Here is a 432-nt window from a genome sequence, read left to right as displayed (position 1 = left end):
GAGATCGGTCATCGGCATCTTGCCGTAGTGATCGCGGAGAGTCGTGATGTCGGCTTCGGTCCAGATGGGACCGCCTCGAAACCCGTTTCGGTTTGCGTGCGTGCCACGCAGTCCGAGATGGTCGACCCGCCAGTTGATCGAACTGGTGCTGCGGCCGAGCCGCTCGATCAGCGGAGTGCGGCTCGTCCCATCGGTATAGACGCGGGACAGAAGTGCGTCCTCATCGGGTGTCCATAGGCGCCCCCAACCGCGGCCGTAGCCAAGCTTGCGTAGATGGGGGCCAAAGCCCGCCTTCGTGCGTCGCGGGAAGCCCTCGGCCACCATTCTTTCGATGATGTCGAGATAGCGATGGCCTTCGGCCGCCAGGGTCAGCGCGCGCGCCGCCTCGGCCTCGGTCCATCCCGGGGGATTGTTTGGGTGCCGCAGGCCGAG

Annotated in this window: 1 protein-coding gene; it reads right to left on the bottom strand. The window is 65.7% G+C overall.

Going from position 1 to position 432, the window contains the following annotated elements; translation table 11 throughout:
• Nucleotides 1-432: hypothetical protein (locus AACY49_RS31300; protein ID WP_339528230.1), on the bottom strand; the 432-nt coding region annotated here is incomplete at both ends.

Source organism: Pseudomonas sp. EL_65y_Pfl2_R96, assembly GCF_963970905.1.
In the GTDB taxonomy this organism is placed as follows: Bacteria; Pseudomonadota; Gammaproteobacteria; order Pseudomonadales; family Pseudomonadaceae; genus Aquipseudomonas.
Note: the sequence above shows the minus strand (reverse complement) of the source record. Positions and strands in the feature narration are given on the sequence as shown.